The organism is Lysinibacillus sp. NPDC093692, assembly GCF_050280125.1.
In the GTDB taxonomy this organism is placed as follows: domain Bacteria; phylum Bacillota; class Bacilli; order Bacillales_A; family Planococcaceae; genus Lysinibacillus.
Genome location: NZ_JBNNUW010000002.1, coordinates 130,949 through 145,707, shown reverse-complemented (window position 1 = coordinate 145,707; position 14,759 = coordinate 130,949). Strand labels below are relative to the sequence as shown.

At 35.9% G+C, this 14,759-nt stretch carries 13 protein-coding genes and 1 riboswitch; of the genes, 5 read left to right on the top strand and 8 right to left on the bottom strand.

The genetic code is table 11. The annotated features are described in order from the left end of the window. Nucleotides 1-419 precede the first annotated feature (419 nt). The gene (locus tag ACQKN4_RS03485) at nucleotides 420-1,610 is read right to left on the bottom strand and encodes an MFS transporter (protein WP_079561294.1); all 1,191 of its coding nucleotides are present in this window, start codon (nucleotides 1,608-1,610) and stop codon (nucleotides 420-422) included. Nucleotides 1,611-1,900: 290 nt separating this feature from the next. Beyond that, nucleotides 1,901-2,000: riboswitch (purine riboswitch) on the bottom strand. 213 nt (nucleotides 2,001-2,213) lie between these two features. Here ACQKN4_RS03485 and ACQKN4_RS03480 point away from each other — a divergent pair. Next, nucleotides 2,214-2,420 carry a hypothetical protein gene (locus ACQKN4_RS03480; RefSeq protein WP_139376964.1) on the top strand — a complete coding sequence of 69 codons (207 nt, stop codon included), beginning with the start codon at nucleotides 2,214-2,216 and terminating at the stop codon, nucleotides 2,418-2,420. A 52-nt stretch (nucleotides 2,421-2,472) separates the two neighbouring features. On the opposite strand, the gene lepB is transcribed toward ACQKN4_RS03480, so the two are convergent. From lepB to ACQKN4_RS03465, 3 genes are all read right to left on the bottom strand, one after another. Further along, the gene (gene lepB / locus ACQKN4_RS03475) at nucleotides 2,473-3,033 is read right to left on the bottom strand and encodes a signal peptidase I (RefSeq protein ID WP_079561293.1); all 561 of its coding nucleotides are present in this window, start codon (nucleotides 3,031-3,033) and stop codon (nucleotides 2,473-2,475) included. 162 nt (nucleotides 3,034-3,195) lie between these two features. Continuing rightward, nucleotides 3,196-3,294: a transcriptional regulator gene (locus ACQKN4_RS03470; RefSeq protein WP_386830290.1), complete on the bottom strand. Its 99-nt coding sequence runs from the start codon at nucleotides 3,292-3,294 to the stop codon at nucleotides 3,196-3,198. A gap of 430 nt (nucleotides 3,295-3,724) precedes the next feature. Continuing rightward, nucleotides 3,725-4,657, bottom strand: a complete 933-nt coding sequence (locus ACQKN4_RS03465) for an LCP family protein (protein ID WP_079561292.1) — start codon at nucleotides 4,655-4,657, stop codon at nucleotides 3,725-3,727. An 893-nt stretch (nucleotides 4,658-5,550) separates the two neighbouring features. Here ACQKN4_RS03465 and ACQKN4_RS03460 point away from each other — a divergent pair. The 3 genes from ACQKN4_RS03460 (at nucleotide 5,551) to ACQKN4_RS03450 (ending at nucleotide 7,669) form a co-directional block, all read left to right on the top strand. Next, on the top strand, nucleotides 5,551-5,649 hold the full coding sequence (locus ACQKN4_RS03460; RefSeq protein ID WP_427482310.1) for an aminoglycoside 6-adenylyltransferase: 99 nt from the start codon (nucleotides 5,551-5,553) through the stop codon (nucleotides 5,647-5,649). A 24-nt stretch (nucleotides 5,650-5,673) separates the two neighbouring features. Then, nucleotides 5,674-6,093: a GNAT family N-acetyltransferase gene (locus ACQKN4_RS03455; RefSeq protein ID WP_427482308.1), complete on the top strand. Its 420-nt coding sequence runs from the start codon at nucleotides 5,674-5,676 to the stop codon at nucleotides 6,091-6,093. Between the two features lie 340 nt (nucleotides 6,094-6,433). Beyond that, on the top strand, nucleotides 6,434-7,669 hold the full coding sequence (locus ACQKN4_RS03450; RefSeq protein ID WP_427482307.1) for an IS110 family transposase: 1,236 nt from the start codon (nucleotides 6,434-6,436) through the stop codon (nucleotides 7,667-7,669). 157 nt (nucleotides 7,670-7,826) lie between these two features. Here the strand turns inward: ACQKN4_RS03450 and ACQKN4_RS03445 are convergent, their stop codons facing one another. After that, on the bottom strand, nucleotides 7,827-8,234 hold the full coding sequence (locus tag ACQKN4_RS03445; protein WP_427482305.1) for a DUF4304 domain-containing protein: 408 nt from the start codon (nucleotides 8,232-8,234) through the stop codon (nucleotides 7,827-7,829). Nucleotides 8,235-8,623: 389 nt separating this feature from the next. Next, entirely contained in the window at nucleotides 8,624-10,057 is a 1,434-nt protein-coding gene (gene dacB, locus ACQKN4_RS03440) for a D-alanyl-D-alanine carboxypeptidase/D-alanyl-D-alanine endopeptidase (protein ID WP_427482303.1), read from the bottom strand. A 153-nt stretch (nucleotides 10,058-10,210) separates the two neighbouring features. On the opposite strand from dacB, the gene ACQKN4_RS03435 reads away from it, so the two are divergent. After that, nucleotides 10,211-10,582, top strand: coding sequence for a hypothetical protein (locus ACQKN4_RS03435; RefSeq protein WP_427482301.1), 372 nt, complete (start codon nucleotides 10,211-10,213; stop codon nucleotides 10,580-10,582). A gap of 56 nt (nucleotides 10,583-10,638) precedes the next feature. Here the strand turns inward: ACQKN4_RS03435 and ACQKN4_RS03430 are convergent, their stop codons facing one another. Together ACQKN4_RS03430 and ACQKN4_RS03425 are read right to left on the bottom strand one after the other, a co-directional pair. Further along, on the bottom strand, nucleotides 10,639-12,372 hold the full coding sequence (locus tag ACQKN4_RS03430) for an ABC transporter ATP-binding protein (protein ID WP_427482299.1): 1,734 nt from the start codon (nucleotides 12,370-12,372) through the stop codon (nucleotides 10,639-10,641). Then, nucleotides 12,369-14,111 carry an ABC transporter ATP-binding protein gene (locus ACQKN4_RS03425; protein ID WP_079561288.1) on the bottom strand — a complete coding sequence of 581 codons (1,743 nt, stop codon included), beginning with the start codon at nucleotides 14,109-14,111 and terminating at the stop codon, nucleotides 12,369-12,371. The genes ACQKN4_RS03430 and ACQKN4_RS03425 overlap by 4 nt, the downstream gene beginning before the upstream one ends. Nucleotides 14,112-14,759 lie beyond the last annotated feature (648 nt).

The window sequence follows — 14,759 nt, the reverse complement described above, 5'->3', positions numbered from 1 at the left end:
TATCTTAGGCAGAGAGAACATAATGTATCCTAAAAATAGTATTGAATCATCAGACTCCCTATCTATTGAGCCCCTAAAATACTTTAACTACAACAATCTATTCCTTGTCCTATTCCAGTATGATAATAATCGATATAGAAATTAAATATTTGTTTAATATTGAACATATAAAATAAAGTGAAACTAGAATCAGTAGGGTTTTACGGGTAGTTCATGCAAGACAAAACGCGATGACAATGAAGCGATATCGAACATAATAACCTCCGCTTACTAGCTATATGAACAAAAAAAGACATTTGGAATATAGCTATTCCAAATGTCTTTCATCACATGCATAGACTCCCAATAGGCCAGTCTTGCAAATATTATCTTATTTTAGTTATCTTTCTTTATTTGCGGATATTAAGTAATCGAGTGTATTACGAGTTGTTATGTGCCGATTTCATCCCTAACTCAGCTCCATGTGAAACTGGCGCTCTTTTTAGAGAAAAAATGGCACAGCCTAGAGCACATAAAACTAAAATGGCACCGAAGCCCGCTAAATGCTTAGCAGATCCTGTAACAGCAAACATAGCCCCACCAACAGCTGATCCGATAGATATACCGATTTGTAATGCAGCAGTATTTAAGCTTTGTTGAATATCAGACGTTTTTGGATCAGTTTCTATTAAATAATTTTGTAATGGAGGGGTAAGTGCCCAGCTAAGTGCACCCCATAAAACTGTCGCGACTAAAAAGAGTGGAAAAGCAATAATTGTGTAAGGAATACTAAATAATACAACGGCAAATGTAGAGACAATAATTAGAATGGCTTTACCAGTACCAATTTTGTCACTTAGCCAACCACCAAGAGCATTCCCACTGACAGACGCTATTCCGAAGATTAGATAACAGATACTAATCCAAGAGGCATTCATATCAAATGCTTCTACTAAAAATGGCGTTAAATATGCATAAAGCATATAATGACCAGCCAGCATAAACAGTGTTGTTAATTGTGCACTTAAGATTTTTAAATTCGCCAATGATTTAATTTGAGCCTTTAATGGGACAATTTCTACAACTGGCATTTTTTCAAGTAATAACGCAATAAGAATCATAGATATAGTTGAAAGAAGCGCAATTCCTAAAAATATAGCTCTCCATCCAAATGCTTCCGAAACAAATATCCCAATTGGCACACCGATGACAAGTGCCGAACTAACACCTATGAAAACAAGCCCTAACGCTTTTGCACGATGTCTTGGTTCAACAATTTTTGTGGCAATTGTTAAGGATAAGACGATGACCAATGCAGTACTCATCGCCGTGAAAATTCTAGCAATCATGACGATCAAGAATGTCGTACTAAAATACGTCATAAGATTACCTAAAGTAAAAATAAATAAAGAAATAAGATAAAGGCGCTTCCGTTCCACTTTTGCGGTTAATGACAAAAGGACAGGCGCAGATATCGCATAGACGAGAGCAAATATTGTAATTAATTGTCCCGCTGTTGATAAGGACACATTTAAATCTTTTGCAATTGTTGGTAATATACCACCTACAATTAATTCCACCAATCCTACTGCAAAGGTAGTAACGGCCAGAATGTAAACTCTCCAATTCATAATTATCACCCTTCTGTTACACTTTCATTTTTGTAGGGAGATATGAATTATGCCTCGGCATAATTGCGTCCGGAATCGGCTTTATGCATAGGCCTGCACGACGCAGGTCAGTTAGCCATTATCGCATGGATGCGATAATGGCTAACATCCTCTAAGAACTCCTTTCCGATTCCGTGACATCCGCCGGAGGCTTTAACTTCTTTCAGCAAATGTTTTTTGTAGCGAAAGCGAAGCGTCAGCTACAAATGTTTGGATACTGATGAAAGAAGTTAAAAAAAATCCTGACTACAAAAATGAAGCACGATTTTTGTAGTCAGGATTTTATGGTTCCTGGTAGAGACCCTCAATCCATATTATTGAGGTTATACATATCAAATATTTACGTTAGCTATATTAGCATATTGAAATTTGCATGACAACACTTTTTTATTATTTCTTTCTTGTCATCCATAAACTTAGTTCACTATAGCACTCTCATTCATTAAAGTGCAACCCCTTACCTACTAAAAAACCATATTAAAAGAAAGAAATTTCAGATTTTACTTATATTTTTTCAAGTTTGACCATACATACTAATATAACAGAACATTGTGAGGTGATTGTTTGCGTATAGTAGGTTTAGTATGCTATTTTTTATTGTTGTTTTATGGTGTAGAACCAATAACAGAAGAGCTCTCAATCGATCAACAAGCAATCAATTCTCCTAGTCTGAGCGAACAGCAAATCCCCATAAAAGAAACGGTTGAAAATTCAACAGTTTGTTCCTATTATTCCACTTATAAAGTTTGCAAGGATTTATCAGCGGACTAAAAAAAGAGGCTACTTAACGTAGCCTCTTTTTCACTGCAAGTCCCTATTTAATTTACTTTGAACCAATATGGAAACGATTAAACGGATATATTGTTAATTTAGCTTCACCATAGACGGCATCTTTAGAAATTAAGCCATAATGGCGGCTATCAGAACTTCTTAAACGGTTGTCCCCGAGTACAAGATACTTACCCTCAGGTACCTTTTTCTCATTTACTAATTGCTCTAACGTGAAATTTTCTGTAATTCGTAATTGCTTAGGATCATTTGTTTGACGATTCACATAATCCTCTTTATAAGCTTTTCCATTTACATATAAAACATCGTCTTTCATTTCAACTGTATCACCTGGTAGGCCAACCACTCGTTTAATATATAGCTCATCCTCTGTTGGTGATTGAAAGACAATTTGATCAAAGCGTTCAATTTTACTCATTTTACTTACAATAATAATATCCTTATCATGATAAGTTGGGTACATAGAAGCCCCTTGTACTTTAATCGGTGCAAATAAAAATTGCTTACAGCCTAAAACAACTATAGCAGTAATTACAATAATTTTAAGATAGGATATTATATCCTGTTTGAAACTACTTGTTTTCTCTTCTTGCATGCTCATTCCCCGATACTGTTTTTTTATAGTATAACATTTTCTACAGTATATGGACGAATTTTCACATAAATTGTTTCATGTTCATAAAAAATAGACAAAGCTATTTTATAACTTTGCCTAGATGCATTCTATTCTTTTATTTTTCGATTATGAGTGGTTACTTTACGTAGTAGTAGAGTGTTGCTGATTAGTTAATAAGTCTACTGTTAAAACAATACCTACATGTAATGCAACTGCTAAAAAAAATGTACCTATAATCATCACAATCACTCCTTCAACCATTTCTAATACAATTATACATCAATTTTCTGATATTTCAAATAAATAAAATAATAAATCAATTATGTTTAGGCCTAATGTGTCCGGTATCGGCTTTGTACCGAAAGCGTAGCGGCAGGTACAGGTGTTTAGACACCCACTGAAAGTAGATAAAATAAAAAAAACCATTCAACTAGGCATGCACCCTACCTGAATGATTTTTTATGTTTCACATGAAAATTTTTAAGCACAATAGTTGTAGATGACGCATAGCAGAACTGAATGAATTTTTTTGAACTTTACGCTTAGGCACATAGCTTTGCATGCAATTGTTTACAGCTGTATACCTAAGCACCTGGGTCCTTCCATTCATGTATCTCCCTCCCCTCATTGTCAAAAGGTTTACCACTATCGTACTCAAATTGTTACTCTTTTATTGCAAATGAGCTTTTAATTCCGATTTTATTTTTTCTAGCTCGGTCTCTTTAGGGATGAAATACCATATGTTATCAATTCTTTTGCCATCTCCCTCTTTAAACGACAACTGCTCAAGATTCCCATCCATATTTTTATAAATACTTTGTAGTTGAATTAAATCCTTCATCGTAAAATTCATACGAACATTATCTCCTACTACATCAAGCATATCTGAAGCCTTTAATAATATAGAAGATTTCGATGAAGCTTTTTTCAAAACCGCTTCAATAATTTGTCGTTGGCGAATTTGACGACCGAAATCACCACGAGGATCTTCATAACGAATACGTGAGAAGATCAGTGCATTATCACCATCTAAAGTTATCTCACCTTTCGGATAATGATAGGAATCAAAGGTTAAGTCCATGTCATTATCAATGGTTACCCCACCAATCGTGTCAATAATTTGCAGGAAGCCATCCATATTAACAAACACATAATAATCAATAGGTATATCTAAAAAATGCTCCACCGTATCGACTGCCATTGGGACGCCGCCAAATGCATAGGCATGGTTGATTTTATCGACGGAATTATGTCCAATAATTTCAGTACGAGTGTCTCGAGGTATACTGAGCATCTTCATCGTTTGTTTTTCAGGGTTCACGGTAATGACAATCATCGTGTCAGAACGTCCACTGTCATCTTTTCGTTCATCTACTCCAAGCATTAACACGGAAAACGGGTCTTTTTTCGTCACTATTTTTTGTTCTTTACTTTCATCCGTTGTTTCAATTAATGGTGTATTTATTTTATTCATTGTTTTTTGGATAGTGTAATAAGCAGTACCTATAAAAATTAAAAAAATCGTTAATAAGCCACCTACTATCCAAAGCCATATTTTCTTCTTGCTCTTTTTTTCTTTAGTGCGTTTTGTGTTTTTTTCCATACATAAGTCCTCTCTTGCAAAAATTTACCCTACTTTTTGACGTATTAAGTTGGAAAAAAGTTAATATAGTCTAATTATATGCATATCGGACGAAAAAAAGACGTACAGTAATATTTACTAATAACACACAATATTACTTTATTTGTAAATTAAATTCCGATTATTTAATGTCAGCTAACATTATGATAAAAGGACTAATATGATGCCACTATGTTTTTTACAAAACTAGACACTCTTTATCCGCATTCATCTCATGATCTATTGAGATTGCAGATTAGAATGACCTTTGCTTTCTACTACAAAAAAGGAATAGAAAAAAGGTCAAGACACCTTTACATTTTATTAAAAGTCAAGAGTTAAAGTAATTCGCTTGTTACATCAGTATTCTTTATAAAATGTACAACTTTATAACGAGTTCTTTTTAAGCTGAACTAATGCAGAAATTAGTTCAGCTTTTATTTGTGATTAAAATTATATTTAGGAATATTTGTTAAAATTAATTGTAGTATAATTGTGGTGTAAAATCGTACCTTCTTCAACTAACGGTGCAGCATTCCTGTTTGAAGGATGTTCGAGGTCTTGAAAGAAAAGGAGCCCTCTAGTATGATGCATGAGTGTCAACGACCATTGACCCATCATCAAACAAGGAGGACTCCTTTATGCATTTTAAATGGAATAATAAAATTAATCAAGTTACTGAGATTTCCATTAGTTTTAGCGAAGCGTACACTCAGATTGTAAGTTATAACTATAAATTAAAAATACTGTTTATAAATCAAGTAAAAAAATATTTTTACTTCATCACAAAGTGGTAGAAATAGTTGATACATCAATGTTTATAGAGGGAGGTTAGTTGAAGAAGCACTTATAATATAGATTTAGGAGGTATAAATATGCGAACAGAAAAAGAAATTAAGGAATTGATATTAAAAGTTGCCGAGAAAAATGAGAGAGTACGAGCTGTTGCAATGTCGAATTTAAATACTTGTTGAAATAGAGGACTTGGAGGATACATTTTGAAGAAATGTGAGTTTAAAAATAACATTCCAACATTGGAAGAATACAAATATCTGTGCGAGTCTGTGGGATGGACTAATTTTATGAATTTTGAAGAGGTGGAAACATCACTAAAGAATTCTATTCACTGCATCACAGTCAAAGATAATGAACAAATTGTGGGCATGGGGAGAATTGTTGGCGATGGGGCTATCTATTTTTATATTCAAGATATAGTGATTCATCCAGATTATCAGAAAAATGGTATTGGAAAAAAAGTAATGGATATTTTGGTTGGATATTTAAATCGGAATGCCCCAGATAAGGCATTTGTCGGTTTGTTTGCATCACAAGGTAAAGAATCGTACTATGAAAAATATGATTTTAAAGACTACTCACCAAACATGACGGGGATGTTTACTGTAATTTCAAAAAAATAAACATAATAGATTTTTAATTGTAGGAGAAGGCATCAATATTAAAGCAATTGTTCTCCAGTAACTCTTTTTCCTTATTCAACTAAAGCACCTGTTCGTATTATAAGGTCAGCCAGAGAAATCTGGTTGACTATTTTTTATTCAATTTATAGATTGATAGTAGCCGGGGTAGAACGGAAGCACCCGTGGGACTTGATCCCGACAACTAAACTGTTCGCCCTCTACTTGTTAACACATGATTAGGCTGGTTGGGACATAGTGATCCCGTATAACAAGCGAAGATATGAATAACAAGCTAGATAGAGGTTACCGGTCAATACACTACATTAGGAGGAGATAAACTATGAATCCAGTAGTAGGTCTGGATGTCGCAAAAGGTGAAAGTCAGGTTCAAATGTTCTTGGATAAAAAAATGCCCTATAAAAGCAGTGTGAAGATTGAACATACGGTGGGAGGACTTGAAGAGTTACACTCTTATTTACTAGATTTAGAGCGTCAAACAGGGTTAAAACCACCTGTTGTATTGGAATCAACAGGTCACTATCATGCTCCAGTTGTACAATTTTTAGAAGCTAGAGAATATATTGTTATTATCATCAATCCGCTCGTTTCATACCGAGCTAAAAGCTCTAGTTTACGAAAAACTAAAACAGATGTAATTGATGCCTATCACTTAGGCGAACTGTATTACAAAGAGGATTTAGAGCCTCAGAAAAAACGTGGTATTCGGCTTTTAAACTTTCGGCATCTGACAAGGCAACACGAAAATATGACGGGAATTATGGTTCAAACAAAGCTACAATTTCAAGCTGTATTTGATCAAGTTTTCCCTGAGTATAAAGGAGTTTTTGGTGATTTGTACGCAGAGATTTCATTAAGGACTTTACAGTCCTACCCTACATCTGAATTAGTACTAGACGCAGGTGTAGAAGAGATTGCACAATTTATTGATAAGCATTGTAAAGCACGTTCATTTAATTGGGCGCATGAAAGAGCTGAAGTATTAATAGTAGCTGCAGAACGCAACCCATTTCAGTCAACGCTTTATCAAAGCCTTCCCGTCAGTCTGAATATGTATATTGATTTACTTCAAGCTTACCGCCAACAACTTTCTACGTTAGAGCGTGAGATTGATCAATTGGCGGCACAACTCGAAGAATATGAATTAATCCAATCACTTCCCGGTGTAGGTGAAAAAATCGCGGCCACGATACTTTCAGAAATTGGGGAAATTGAGCGGTTTAATCATCCAAAAAAGTTAGTAGCCTTTGCGGGACTAGATCCCAGTGTGTTTGAATCAGGTCGCTTTAAAGGCACGAAAAATCACATTACCAAACGCGGCTCAGCTAGGCTTCGCCATATGCTTTATACAGCCGTTCGCTGTTCCATTCGAGATAGCCGTAAAAAGAAAACGACAGATGAAACTATTGCCCGAAACAAACGATTACGAGCCTTCTACGATTTAAAACGTGAGGAAGGAAAGCCGTATAAAGTAGCCATTATCGCTTGTGCTAATAAGCTTTTACACTGGATTTATGCAATTTTAAAAACGAAAGCACCATTCCAAGAAACTATTTAATAACAGAATTTTCAAATAAAACAAAAACCTTCCATACCGAATTCGGAGGGTTATTTAGTATAACATGAAGTGTTTTTTGATTATCAATGTTTTTCTTGACATTCTATTAGCTGGTTTAGTTGAATAAGAACGAGTTTAAATGTGATGAATATCGCCACTATTTCAAATCCTTGATTTTAATCTTATCCCAATAATTTTCTGCCTTTGGGATACAATTCAAGACTTCATTTGCAATACCATCAAAAATACTTTCATCAGCACTAGGGGCATCATACCTAAACCACTCTCCGCCATTAAGTCTCGATCTGTTGTTTAAGTCGTGTGCTTTAACTTTATTCGGAGGAACTTTCTCACCCCAATGATGGATCACTCCATCTGGAGGACAAACTGCCACTTCGATAACAAATCCCCCGCCATATCTGTCAAATTGAAACGTTAGAAGGTCAATTTTATTTTCTCTGATTCGACGAAAATGTGGAAATGAACCTTTAAACCCTTTCTCTCTAAGGATAGGTATTACTATTTTCTTTATAGAAGAAACCATATTATCTCTTTCAACTGACATTTTAAAACCTCTATTCTTAAAATTCTCTCTGCTGAATAAATTCTCGATTTATAACACTTTCCTTTCAGCTAACCTGCCCCGTTAGTTGAAGAAGGTACGATTTTACACCACAATTATACTACAATTAATTTTAACAAATATTCCTAAATATAATTTTAATCACAAATAAAAGCTGAACTAATTTCTGCATTAGTTCAGCTTAAAAAGAACTCGTTATAAAGTTGCACATTTTATAAAGAATACTGATGTAACAAGCGAATTACTTTAACTCTTAACTTTTAATAAAACTTTACATTGTCCTGACCCTTTTACACCTGTAACTGACGCTTCGCTTTCGCTACCAAAAAAACACCCTGCTGAAAGAAATTAAACCATATTGTTCAACATTCTTACATTTCATTTGCAATCTGTTTGACAATTTCATCAATAGTTGGGATAGCTGAAGTTTTATTGGCCTGTGTCAAAATACTAAAGATATACCACTTGCCACTCTTTCCTTTTACATAGCCACACAAAGCATATGTTCCAGAAATATAGCCTGTTTTAGCAGATACACTATAGCCCTCCATGCGATTCTCTAAAGTCGCACCAACAAGGCTGCCCTTTCTTCCTGCATGCGGTAATGCATCTAAATATGAGGAATACCAGGATTTATTGCGAACGTTATATAATAATAGACTTACTTGCATACTGCTTACTCGATTTTGATGACTTAAACCTGAACCATCTTCAATATACCAATGCTCCATATTAAGCCCAATATCACTACCATACGTACGAATCGCTTTAATGCCAGCCGACCAGCTTCCTTCGTCAAGTAACTTTCGCCCGAGTTGTTTAGTAAACATATCACCCATCCCATTAATGCTTAACTTTAAATACATAAAGTTAATATCCTGTAATGGTTTTGAATATGAAATACCTACTTGTTGTGCATTCTCAGGTACCTTTCCTGTTTCAATAGGCATTGTTTGGATACCTTTCGCTATTAATTTTTCTCGGAATACGTCAAGTGTATATAGCGTTGGATGATAGACAGCTACATTTGTACTTTCCTGCGAATCTACTGGTAAGTTACCTGTTACAATGATTTGATCTGTACCGTATTCTCTTGTAATTTTCACTGTACTTTTCTCGTCCTTGTTCACAACTTTTGTTTTGTTAACAACCGGAATAGTACTTGCAAACGGCACAAGCTGGACATTACCCGCAGTACCAACCTTTGAGCCTGTCACTTTCACTTGCACAGTTGCAATATCATATTGATCATTTGGCGAAATCGTTAATGCCGAAATACGCGAAGCATATGGTTGATCCTCTTCTTCAGATACAATTCCCTTTGGTAAACGATCTGCATCAAACCAAGTATCATCCCCGATTAAGGAACCCGTAATTTTCGAGATACCTATCTTTTTCATTTCATTCGAAAACGATTCTAAATGAACAGGTAAAAGCGTTGGATCTCCCCCGCCTTGTATATAAATATTACCATGAAGAACACCATCTTCAATTGTGCCATCGACATATGTCTTCGTAGCAAAGCGATAATCTGGCCCTAATAAATCCAAAGCAGCGGCGCTAACTAAAAGCTTGAGCGAAGAAGCAGGGCGTATCATTTTATCTCCATTTCTATTGTAAAGTACTTTCCCAGTATCTATATCTCGTACAGTAATACTATACTCATTGTTCTTCCAATTTTCAGCTATGATGCTATTCACTTTTGTTGTCATCATTTGCTTTCGAGCTCTTTCCTTCACAACAAAGGTAATTGGCAAACAACAAACCATTAAAATAATCATAAAAAAAATAATTTTCTTTTTCATAGATCCTCCAATTGGCAATTTTATACTTTCAACACTTTATCCCGCAGGAAAAATCGGCATTTTTCACAAAAAAATAATATGTCAACTTTTTTATTCGATAAGAATAAACTGTAATAGCTAGCTAAATCATTTCGGGAAAGGAGTTGTTTATAAATGGGTGCTAAATGGATAAAGATTTCAGTCTTATATTTAGTGATTGTTTTGGCTTTTGGACTGTTTATGCATTATACAATTCAACTCGAATGGACGGCGACACACGCACACATCGGTGTGGTAGGTTGGCTGACTACTGGTTTAATCGGTTTAATTTATTCAATATATAAAGATGCAGCCGAGACAGGACTGGCCAAAGCACAATTTTGGTTCTACAATCTCGGATTGCCGTTCCTCTTAGTCGGTATGATGATGGTTCATCTAGATGTACCACGCTGGTTATTTGAGCTCTTTGTATCTGGTGGCGGTATCGCAGTAGCAATTTCAGTACTGTTCTTTTTTGTCAATGTCTTTAAAAATGTAAAATCTTAAATAGAAAGCCTCACTTTTTCACAAAGTGAGGCTTTCAGCTTGTCGGAGTTTAAGTATTATTGCAATGAATTCGCCTGCATTTGATACATTTTTTCATAAATGCCACCCTGTGCTAATAGCTCATCATGTGTGCCACGTTCCATAATCTTGCCTCGATCTAACACAAGAATACGATCGGCATTTTTAATAGTAGAAAGTCGGTGAGCGATAATAAATGTTGTACGTCCTTTTTTCAGTACATCCATCGCATGCTGAATAATCTCCTCAGTTTCCGTATCTATATTAGAAGTAGCCTCATCTAAAATTAAAATTGCCGGGTCAAAGGCAAGGGCACGCGCAAAGGAAATTAACTGGCGTTGCCCAGATGACAGTGTGCTCCCCTTCTCAATAACAGGCTCATCATAGCCATCTGGCAAGTTCGCTAAAACACGTTCCCCACCAACAGCCTTTAATGAGGCTTCTATTTTTTCTCGTGAAATTTTAGGATTATTTAGGCTAACGTTCGAAGCAATAGTACCTGTAAATAAGTATGGGTCCTGTAAAACAATACCCATATGTTCACGCATTGTTTGACGAGGAACCGAAGTGATGTCGATTCCATCAATCGTAATTCTCCCTATAGATGGGTCATAGAAACGGAACAATAAGTTCATAATAGAGCTTTTCCCAGACCCTGTATGGCCTACTAAGGCAATTGTTTCACCTTGGTGTGCTTCAAATGATAAATTTTTCAATACGTAATCATCATTTTTATAGGCAAAGGAAACATCTTCGAACACCACATTTCCTTTATATCTAGGCATACTTTTTTCAGCCACTGGCTCCCCGTTCGTATCTAACACTTCAAAGACACGCTTTCCTGCAACGAGTGAGCGCTCAAGCTGAGAAAATTGATTGACGATATTCGTGATTGGATTAAATAATCTCGTTAAATAATCGACAAAGGCATATAATGTCCCCGCAGAAATTACCTCCGTGGCCGTAAATGACTGTGTACTAAAGTAGAAAATAAAGACCGTAAACATAATTAGTCTTAATGTATTAACAAGGTTGAAGGACGTTGCAGAATCAAGGAAAAGTAGCTTGCGTTCATATGCATAATGCTCATTATTCATATCATCAAATTCCTTCGTCATTTGCTGCTCACGACGGAAAGCTTGAATAATTGTCATTCCTTGAATCGATTCGTTAATCATCGCGTTAATATCGGCAATTTTCGTTCTGATGACATCATTATATTTCGAGGCCACTTTACGGTATAAAATCATCCATAAATAAACGACTGGTATCATAGTCAATGCTAACAATGCCATTTTCCAATTTAAAATGAAGAGTGCGATATAAACACCCACAATAGAAATTAAACTCGTAACGAAGTTTGACAGTACTTGAACATATAAATTGCGAACAGCCTCGGTATCATTCGTTACACGGGCTACAATTTTCCCTGCTGGTAAAGTATCGAAGTACTGAATTGGCAATGTTTGAATATGCTCAAATACATCCTTACGTAATTTTTGTACAACACGGTTGGCACCCATCTGTAAATAAACATACATAAAATAGCGTAAAACAGCAGTAGCTATTGCTAAAAGTAAATACACAAGTAATAACCAAGTGATTGGTTTTAATTCAATGTGACCAATTGTCATGTAATTATCAATAATATGCTTTGCAATAAACGGTCCAACAAGCTCCGTAAAGACGGCGATTGTTAAGAAAAATAATCCTAGTAGAATCGTCTTTTTAAAATACATTGCATAGCGTGTTAAACGTTGACTCGTACTCATGAGGCACCTCCTTCAAGCTGCTGACGGTCAAATTGCTCTTTATACCATCCTTGTTGTGAAAGAAGCTGCTCATGCGTTCCCTGCTCTACAATTTGGCCTTCATCTAGCACGATAATTAAATCGGCATGCTGAATTCCTGATAAACGATGCGTTGTAATAATCGTCGTTTTATCTTGTCGTTCTCGCTGTATATTTTCAATAATTCTTGCCTCCGTCTTGGCGTCTACAGCAGAAAGCGAGTCATCAAGCATTAAAATTTCAGGGTCTTTAATAAGAGCACGCGCAATGGAAACACGTTGCTTTTGACCACCCGAAAGAGATACACCCTTTTCACCAACAAGTGTCTCAAGGCCCAGCGGTAAATTTTTTAAATCTTTTTCAAAGTATGCAGAACGAATCGCCTGGTGCAATTCAGACTGTGTAGCATCTTCTTTCCCAAATAAAATATTTTCACGAATAGTACGTGAGAATAGAACATGATCTTGTGGAACATAACCAATCCAATCGAGTAACTGCTCCTTCGTTTGTGCAGCAATATCTACTCCATCAATCGATAGCTGTCCCTCCCCGATTGGATACTCACGTAATAGCTGTCGCAGGAAGGTCGTTTTTCCCGCTCCCGTTTTACCAACAATCCCTAGTGTTTGCCCCTTTTTCAACGACAAAGAAATTCGCTGAAGGTTTTTCACCTGACTCAGTGGATATTGGAAGCTTAAATCATCAAAGCCAATCGCATTTGGTGTCGCAATTGTTTGTGGATTCGCAATATTTCGAACATCCGCCTCATAGTATAGTGTTTCCTGTACGCGGTCAAGAGAAGCATTACCTTGCTGCATCACGTTTATAAGTTCCCCAATTGCAAATATTGGCCAAACTGCTAGCCCTAAGTAAACATTGAACGTTACAAGTTGCCCTACTGTCATAGCCTCAATTGCTACTAAATGAGCACCATAGCCAAGCGCTACAACATAACTAATCCCAGTACCGACCTTTGTAATCGGTCCAAATAAGGCATTAATTTTTGCGGTATGCATATTTTTTTCATACACTAACTCGCTCATCTCTGCAAAATTTGCTTCGTCCTTTTTTTCTTGTACGTATGCCCGTACAACTCGCACACCTGCAACCGACTCTAGAACACTATCATTCAGTTCACCAAAAGCATCCTGCGCCTTCATATAGCGTTCATGCACTATTTTCCCTAAATATTGAATAAGAATGGCCATGATCGGTACTGGTAGCATTGCAAAAAAAGTAAGCTTCCACGAAATCATATAACCCATGGCAAAAATAATAAAGCCCATGTAGATGGTAGAATCGATCAGTGTCATAATCCCAAACCCGGCAGTCATCGACACTGCGTTTAAATCATTCGTCGCACGGGCCATTAAATCTCCGGTACGATTTTTCTCATAAAACGTTGGCGTCATGCGCAAAAAATGCTGCATAAGGTTTCGACGCAAAATTTTCTCTAAATTAATAGCCCCTTCAAATAATCTGAATTGCCACACAAAATTAAGGGTATAACCCCCAATAATGATACATATGAAAATCAAAATATACTTCGTTAAAAGAGCTTGTGTCATTTCTCCAGCAGTCAATAAATCGATAATTGACCCTAGCAAATACGGTGGAACAACTTCTAAGCCACTCGCAATCATTAATAGCACGACAGCTATTGTATATTGTTTCCAATACTCCTTAAAAAACCAGCTTAATTTACTTAAAACATCAAACATACTTTATAACCTTCTTTCTCTAGTGCTGTTAAAGCTTTGCTACCCACTATCCAGAAATACCTTGATGAAAATCAATTTTTCTACTTTGTTTCGCATACACATGCACTCCTATTTTCATGTTCACTACAACCCTTTTTTGCAACAAAAAAAGACACATACCCAAAAAAGAGCATGTGTCTCTTAATAAAAGGCAAGGAGTAACCCATGCCTTTTATTGCAATGTAAAATAAAATGTTAGAGGACATGGACAATGTATGCAGTTGTGATTTGAAATGATACTGGTAAAATTAACATCGTCATGCCCTCCTTTACTTAAGTTTGTTATAGTGTTCTTGAAGATTATCACATCTTAGAAATATTTGTCAACCAACTCGTTGTTATTTTTTACGTTTTCCAGGAAATAATTAGCGCTTTAAAGCAATGAATTGCTACATGTCAATTATGGCGATACCTAATTGCGTTCGAGGGCTTTAGGCCAACAGATTTTGCGCGAAAGCGTCGTGCTAACGTAGCAGTAGAAAGTACGATAGGTCCAAATCATTTTATCGGAACAATTTTTAAATTCATCGCCTAACTTTGTTTATTTATCACCTAACTTTTAAACTTTATCGCTTCAAGAGGTCAAAATCATGTCATTTTAAATTTGCG